We start from the raw sequence: 6,566 nt of genomic DNA, 5'->3' as shown, positions 1-6,566 counted from the left end.
GGTTGGGCTGTTCGCCCATTAAAGCGGTACGCGAGCTGGGTTTAGAACGTCGTGAGACAGTTCGGTCCCTATCCGCTGCGCGCGCAGGAGACTTGAGAAGGGCTGCCCCTAGTACGAGAGGACCGGGGTGGACGTACCTCTGGTGTGCCGGTTGTTCTGCCAAGAGCATGGCCGGTTGGCTACGTACGGAAATGATAAGCGCTGAAAGCATCTAAGCGCGAAGCACGCTTCGAGATGAGGTCTCCCACTGACACAGTCAGGTAAGGCCCCCTGTAGACCACAGGGTTGATAGGCCGGAGGTGTAAGGCCAGCAATGGCTTCAGCTGACCGGTACTAATAGGCCGAGGACTTGCCACTTTTTGATGCTCGCGCTCGCTATGACGTTCCGGGGACCGTGGCCCGGACGTGTCGGATCCGGTCCACCGGACTCCGGCAACCAGGTTCATAGAGATTTGGTCCGCGGTCACAGCGGAGGGGGTACACCCGGATCCATTCCGAACCCGGAAGTTAAGCCCTCCAGCGCCGATGGTACTGCACGGGAGACTGTGTGGGAGAGTAGGTCGCTGCGGACCATTGTTTCGACACGAAGCCGCCCGAGAGGGCGGCTTCGTGCGCATGCGGGCGTGGTTGACCAGGTCGACCACGCCCGAGAGACTGCGTGATGAGGTCCCGCCATGCCAACGCCCGGCAATCCCGACCGGTCCCGACCACGACTGCCGTCGCCCGTCTACCGCGACCTGAAGGCGGCGAGCGGCGCGCAACTGGATGCCGTCGTGACCGCCTACGCGGACGCCGGTGTGGCGTTGGAGTCGGGCGATGTCGCTCACGCCGTGACGTTGCTGACCGACGCCAAGCAGCGTGCGGCACGTAGCGCGGTCGTCCGCGAGGCGCTGGGGATCGCTCTGTACCTGGACGGCCGCTTCAAGGATGCCGGCCGGGAGCTCGCGGCGTACCGCCGCATGTCGGGGCGGCAGGACCAGAACCACCTGCTCGCCGACTGCGCCCGGGCGAACGGGCAGGTCAACAGGGCCGAGGAGCTCGTGGACGAGATGATCGCCGCCAAGGTGGCGCCCGACCGCGTCGCCGAGGGTCTGCTGGTGGTCGCCGGTGCGCGCGCCGACGGCGGTGATGTCGACGCGGCGCTCGCGGCGCTGCACCGCGTCGATCTCGCACCGCGCACGGTCGAACCGCATCACCTACGGCTGTGGTACTTCGCCGCGGACCTCGAGCGGCGTCGCGGCGACGACGAAGCCGCGGGCGGCTACCTGCAGGCGATCGCGACGGTGGATCCCGCGTTCCTCGACGTCGCGGAGCAGCTGGCCGAGCTGGACGGCGACGCCGGGGATCAGTCGGCGCCGGTGTCGTCGGCTGCCAGCCGCTTGCGCCAGTAGCGCAGCAGACCCATCCCGTTGGTCCGGAATCCGCCGAGCACCTCGAGGCGCCGCGTGGTCTCCTCGTCGGCGGGTTCGTCCGCCGTCGCGACCGCGAACCGCCGCGCGAGGGTGTCGGCGACGTGGTCGAGCTCGTCGTGCTCGATCACGGCCTCCCGTGCGACCTCTGCCCAGGCGGCGAGCTGCTCGCTCGCCTCGGCCAACGTGTCATGGGGAGGATCGACGGCGCCGTAGTGGGCGAGGTAGATCCGCTGCGGATCGATCCGGCGGTACCGGTCGATCGTCGACTGCGCGAGCTCGAGATCGAAGTCGGGTGGCGGTGTGGCCGGACGCAGAGGCCCCGTGTGCGGCGTCTTCACGCCGACCGAGTCGCCGACGAACAGCGCGCCGCTGTTGTGGTCGAGCACGCTGATGTGGTGCTTGGCGTGGCCCGGCGTCGCGAGCAGCTCCAGCGTGTGCCCGCCACCGAGGTCCAGACCGGTGCGATCCTCGACCCCGAGGATCCGGTCGCCGTCGATCGGTGTGCAGTCACCGTAGACCGTGTCCATGAGGTCGCCGTACACGCGCCGCGAGCTGGCGTTGAGCCGCGTCGGATCCTCCAGGTGCCGTGCGCCGATGTCGCTGACGACCACCGTCGCCGAGCCGAACGTGCGCGCGATGTCTCCCGCTCCGCCGGCGTGATCGAGGTGGATGTGGCTGACGATGAGGTACGCGAGGTCATCCGGGTCGAGCCCGAGCCGCGCCAGCGCGTCGACGACCGAGTCGATCGTCAGCGAGGGGCCGCACTCGACCAACGCCGGCCGCGGAGCCCGGATGAGGAACCCGGCGGTGACGTGCGACACCCCGGCGGTCCGCGTGTCGAGCTGGATGATCCCGCCGGGCAGCTCGAGCAGGTCATCGGCTGTGGCGGTGTCACCGCCCGAGCCGTCGTGCGCACCGTCGGTCTCCGCTCCGCTCATGTCCCGTGCCTTCCGCTGTCGCCGCCCGTGGCCGTGGCCATCGCGTCCTCGTCACCGTCATCGAGCCCGCGCGTCGTGCCGTCCGCCGGCCCCTCATGGCCCTGCACGCGTCCCGAGTGCCACTCGAGGTCGGACGGCAGCGGCACGTCCCGCAGCTCGTCGATCAGCTCGTGACGGCGTACGTAGGTCGACAGCAACGCCTGGATGACCGCCGTGGTGGGCAGTGCCAGCAACGCGCCGACCGCACCGAGCAGTGATCCTCCGACGATCACGGACAGGAACGCGATGGCGGGGTGCACATCCATCGTCGTGCTCTGGATCCGTGGAGCGAGGACGTAGTTCTCGAGCTGCTGGTAGGCGACGGCGAACAGGCCGACGAACAATGCGTCGACCGGATCATTGACGAACGCGACGAGCAGCGCGGCGAAAGCGCCCAGGTAGGTGCCGATCACCGGCACGAAGGCGCTCGTGACGCCGATGAACACGGCCAGGGGGACGGGGCTGGGCAGCTCGATCACGAAGAAGAACGCCGCATGCACGACCGTGGCGGCCACCGCCAGCAGTATCCGCGAGTAGATGTAGCCACCGGTCTTGGCGACCGCGATCTCCCAGATCGCCAGCATCTCGCGTTGCCGCTCGGGCGGCAGCGGTCGCGCCAGCGCACGGCGGAACCTGGGTCCGTCCGACACGAGGTAGAAGGTCAGCAGACCGATCGTCGCGAGCTGGAACAGCAGACCGACCGCGGTGCGGCCGAGGTTGATGACCTCGCCGCCCGCGCCGAGCAGCACGTCGCGCAGCTCGTCGGTGAGCCCGTCCGAGAAGGCCGTGAGCTCACGCCGAAGACCGGGGCTGGCACCGAGGTCGATCCCGAACGGCAGATGCGACACGACACCGCCGTCGAACTGGTCGATGATGTCGGGCACGTTGCCGGCGAGCTCCGCCAGCTGGCTGATGAACAGCGGCAGCATGAGCGCGATCACACCGACCAGTGTCAGCAGCGCGAAGACGAACACGACGGCGGTCGCGACCACCCGGCGCATGCCGCGCCTCGACAGCCACTGCACTGCGGGTTCCATGGCGAACGACAGGAACAACGACACCGCGACCATGACGAGCACCGTGCGCAGCGCCCGGATGATCGTCAGCGTCGCGAACGCGACGACCAGCACCAGCACGAGGCTCGCCAGGCGCCGCGGCGTCAGCCAGACGCTGTCGGGGTGACGGGGTCGATCGGTCTTCACGGTGCGTCAGGCTCCGGGTGCGACGGTCAGGGGCGGGGACCGCTCGGCGGGCAGGGCGTCGACGCGATCGAGCAGGGGGAGCAGTTGCTCGACGATCCAGTCGGGCTGCTCGATCGGTAGCGTGTGGGTGCCTCCGTGGCACACCGCGAGCTCGCCGTCGGGCGCGTCCAGTGCCAGCTTGGCCATGCGTGGCAGCGAGGTCAAGCGGTCGGCGTCGCCGGCGAGGACGAGCAGGGGCACGTCCAGGTCGCCCGCCAGGTCGCCCGCGTCGTGTGCCTGCATGGCCTGCATCATGCCCAACAGCACGTCGATGTCGCGCGTGGACACGTGCTCGTAGTACTCGCGCATGACCTCGGGGGGTGCGGCGAGGCTCGTGCCCCCGATCGCGCGGGCCAGCAGGTGTGCCAGCGGGCTGTGCCACCATCGGCGCCAGACGCGGTCGACCACATCCGGTTCGAGGCCGTGGGCGCGCTGCACCATGGTCAACGGGCTGACCGGCGACGTCGTGGCGCCGTCCGGCAGGGGGTGGCCGGCCGCGCCCGCGACGGCCACGACGGCGGCGACCGCGTCGGGGCGGCGGCGCGCGGCCTCGAGCGCGACCTGGACGCCGAACGAATGGCCCCCAACGACGGCGCGGGTGATGCGTGCGGCGTCCAGCACCGCCCCCAGGTCGGCCAGCACGTCGTCGATGGTGGTCGCGCCGCGGGCGGCCGGCACGCCACTGCGACCGTGTCCGCGGTAGTCCCACTGCACGACCTGCCGCGCGGCCACGAGCTGTGTCACCAGGGGCGCCCAGTACCCGGTCGAGCAGGCGATGCCGTTGCACAGCACGACCGGCGTGCGCCGCGTGGCACCGCGCACCGGCGGGCCTTCGGCACGCCACGCGATGACGGTGCCGTCGGGCGACGACGTCCGCTGCCAGCCTCCGGACCCCGCCGCCTGGCGTCCGTGGTCCGGGGCGTCGGTCGAGGTGTCCTCCATAGCCGACCCATCGTATGTGGTCGCGCGGTCCGGGCGCTTGGTCCGTGGCGGTCGCGCGCATACTGGTGGACGTCGTCGATCGGGGAGGTCAACGCGGATGTGTGATGGCTCGACCGGATCCGCAGGCACGGTCTACGACCTGTACCGCGAGGGATGCCGGTTGCTGGATGACGGCGACGCGGCGGGGGCGATCGAACCGCTCGAGCGTGCGGTCGCCATGGAGCCGACCAGCACGTCGGTGCGGGAGGCCCTCGCGCGGGCCTGCTTCGCGACGTCGCGGATCCGGATGGCGCGGCACCAGTTCGAGCAGGTCGTCGCCCTCGACCCGAGCAACGCCTACGCGCACTACGGTCTCGGCCGCGCGTTCGAGCGGCAGGGCAGGCTGGCCCAGGCCGGCAAGCACTTCAAGTTGGCGAACGCGCTGGCGCCCCGCCCGTTGTACCGCCGGGCCGCCGAGCGGATCGCCCGCCGCCGGGCGGGCTGAGGCACCCACCCCCGGCGGTACGATCGAACCGCTGTCGACGACGGGATTGTGCGATGACCGCCAGTGAGAACGGACCGGCCGACGGCGTGCAACGCTACGCCGACCTCGCCGCCGACCTGACCCGCACGACGCTGGACGTGACCGAACGCGCCCTCGCACACTTCGTGCGGCAGGGCGAGGTCGCGGCGGAACACGCCGAGCGCATCGTCGAGGACGTGATCGCGCGGTCGGTGGAGAGCAGTGGTGCGCTCACGCGGCTGGTCCGCGCCGAGGTCGAGCGCGCGGTCGAACGCGCCGGCTTCGTCCGCGCCTCGGAGCTCGAGTCACTGCGGCGGGAGGTGCGGCGCCTGCGCGAATCGTCGGCCCCGGCGGTGACACCCGATCCAGGGGACGGCCGGCCGGTCGGGCGTGGCGACGACGCGGAGGTGACATCATGACCGTCGACCGTCTCGCGGAGTGCCGCGCCCGGCTGGACGGCATCGCCGACCAGTCCACCGAGGAGCAGGCTGCCACCCTGGAGTTCGTGCACGAGGCCCTGACCGCCGAGTTGGACGCACTTCTGCGCGGCGACCGTGCGGAGGACCGCGGGCGGAGCTGAGGCGTGGGCGCCGCGGCCGCTGTGGGGGCCGGCCGGTGAGCCGGCGCTCGCGCCTGGACGTCGAGCTCGTGCGCAGGGGGCTCGTGGCCAGCCGCGCCCTCGCGCAGGAGGCGATCGCCGCCGGCCTGGTGACGGTCGACGGCGCGCCCGGGCGCAAGCCGGCGAGCGCGGTCGCGCCGCAGCAGCAGATCGTCGTCACGGCACCGCCCCGCCGCTGGGTGTCCCGCGGCGGGGACAAGCTCGACGGCGCGCTCGCGGACCTCGGTCTGGACCGTGTCGACGGCCGCGTCTGCCTCGACGCGGGCGCATCGACCGGCGGCTTCACCGACGTCCTGCTGGCCCGCGGCGCCGCGACGGTCATCGCGGTCGACGTCGGCTACGGGCAGCTGGCGTGGCGCCTGCGCACCGACCCACGTGTGCACGAGGTCGAGCGCACCCATGTGCGCGATCTCGCCGAGGCCGACCTGGCCGGCCGCCGGCCGGACCTCGTGGTCGCCGACCTGTCGTTCATCTCCCTGACCGCCGTGCTGGGGCCACTGCGCGAGCTCGTGGGCCACGGCGCCGACTGGTGCGTGCTGGTCAAGCCGCAGTTCGAGGTCGGCCGGGCTCGTGTGGGCCGAGGCGGCGTCGTGCGCGATCCCGAGGCGTGGCGCGCGGCGGTCGACGGTGTCCGCGACGCCGCGGTGGCCGTCGGCCTGGATGTCGTCGCCGCGACCGTGTCGCCGCTGCCGGGTCCCGCCGGCAACGTCGAGTTCTTCCTCCGGCTGCACGACACGCCCGCCGGCGACGCGGACGGGGCGTCCGCCAGCAGGCCGGACGACCGTGACGAGGGGGTCGGATGGCCACGGATGCGGTCGGCGCTGATCGCGGACGCGGTGGCGCTGCGGGACGGGACGAACCGTTAGCATCGCG

At 71.5% G+C, this 6,566-nt stretch carries 8 protein-coding genes and 2 rRNA genes; 7 read left to right on the top strand and 3 right to left on the bottom strand.

Annotated elements, in window-relative coordinates:
• The 3 genes from VFZ70_15660 to VFZ70_15650 all read left to right on the top strand — a co-directional run.
• A 23S ribosomal RNA gene (locus VFZ70_15660) occupies nucleotides 1-357 on the top strand; the annotation flags it as partial.
• 98 nt (nucleotides 358-455) lie between these two features.
• Nucleotides 456-572: ribosomal RNA gene (gene rrf, locus VFZ70_15655) — 5S ribosomal RNA — on the top strand.
• 102 nt (nucleotides 573-674) lie between these two features.
• Nucleotides 675-1,391 carry a hypothetical protein gene (locus VFZ70_15650; GenBank protein HEX6257243.1) on the top strand — a complete coding sequence of 239 codons (717 nt, stop codon included), beginning with the start codon at nucleotides 675-677 and terminating at the stop codon, nucleotides 1,389-1,391.
• On the opposite strand, the gene VFZ70_15645 is transcribed toward VFZ70_15650, so the two are convergent.
• Genes VFZ70_15645 through VFZ70_15635 form a run of 3 tightly spaced genes read right to left on the bottom strand, consistent with a single transcriptional unit; the run spans nucleotide 1,346 to nucleotide 4,572 of the window.
• Nucleotides 1,346-2,350: an MBL fold metallo-hydrolase gene (locus VFZ70_15645; GenBank protein HEX6257242.1), complete on the bottom strand. Its 1,005-nt coding sequence runs from the start codon at nucleotides 2,348-2,350 to the stop codon at nucleotides 1,346-1,348. The genes VFZ70_15650 and VFZ70_15645 overlap by 46 nt on opposite strands.
• Nucleotides 2,347-3,591, bottom strand: coding sequence for an AI-2E family transporter (locus VFZ70_15640; protein ID HEX6257241.1), 1,245 nt, complete (start codon nucleotides 3,589-3,591; stop codon nucleotides 2,347-2,349). The genes VFZ70_15645 and VFZ70_15640 overlap by 4 nt, the downstream gene beginning before the upstream one ends.
• A 6-nt stretch (nucleotides 3,592-3,597) precedes the next feature.
• Nucleotides 3,598-4,572: an alpha/beta hydrolase gene (locus tag VFZ70_15635; GenBank protein ID HEX6257240.1), complete on the bottom strand. Its 975-nt coding sequence runs from the start codon at nucleotides 4,570-4,572 to the stop codon at nucleotides 3,598-3,600.
• A 97-nt stretch (nucleotides 4,573-4,669) separates the two neighbouring features.
• Here VFZ70_15635 and VFZ70_15630 point away from each other — a divergent pair, with 97 nt between their 5' ends.
• The 4 genes from VFZ70_15630 to VFZ70_15615 are packed head-to-tail and all read left to right on the top strand — an operon-like array spanning nucleotide 4,670 to nucleotide 6,559.
• Complete coding sequence (locus tag VFZ70_15630; protein HEX6257239.1) at nucleotides 4,670-5,056, top strand: tetratricopeptide repeat protein; 387 nt, start codon at nucleotides 4,670-4,672, stop codon at nucleotides 5,054-5,056.
• A 53-nt stretch (nucleotides 5,057-5,109) separates the two neighbouring features.
• Nucleotides 5,110-5,493 (top strand): hypothetical protein, encoded by a 384-nt coding sequence (locus VFZ70_15625; protein ID HEX6257238.1) that lies wholly within the window; start codon nucleotides 5,110-5,112, stop codon nucleotides 5,491-5,493.
• Nucleotides 5,490-5,654, top strand: coding sequence for a hypothetical protein (locus tag VFZ70_15620; protein HEX6257237.1), 165 nt, complete (start codon nucleotides 5,490-5,492; stop codon nucleotides 5,652-5,654). Before VFZ70_15625 ends, VFZ70_15620 begins: the two co-directional genes overlap by 4 nt.
• Before the next feature lie 35 nt (nucleotides 5,655-5,689).
• Nucleotides 5,690-6,559: a TlyA family RNA methyltransferase gene (locus VFZ70_15615; GenBank protein ID HEX6257236.1), complete on the top strand. Its 870-nt coding sequence runs from the start codon at nucleotides 5,690-5,692 to the stop codon at nucleotides 6,557-6,559.
• Nucleotides 6,560-6,566: the final 7 nt, after the last annotated feature.

It is taken from the genome of Euzebyales bacterium, from assembly GCA_036374135.1.
Lineage (GTDB): Bacteria > Actinomycetota > Nitriliruptoria > Euzebyales > JAHELV01 > JAHELV01.
The sequence above is the reverse complement of the archived record's forward strand: the minus strand, read 5'-3'. Positions and strand labels throughout refer to the sequence as shown.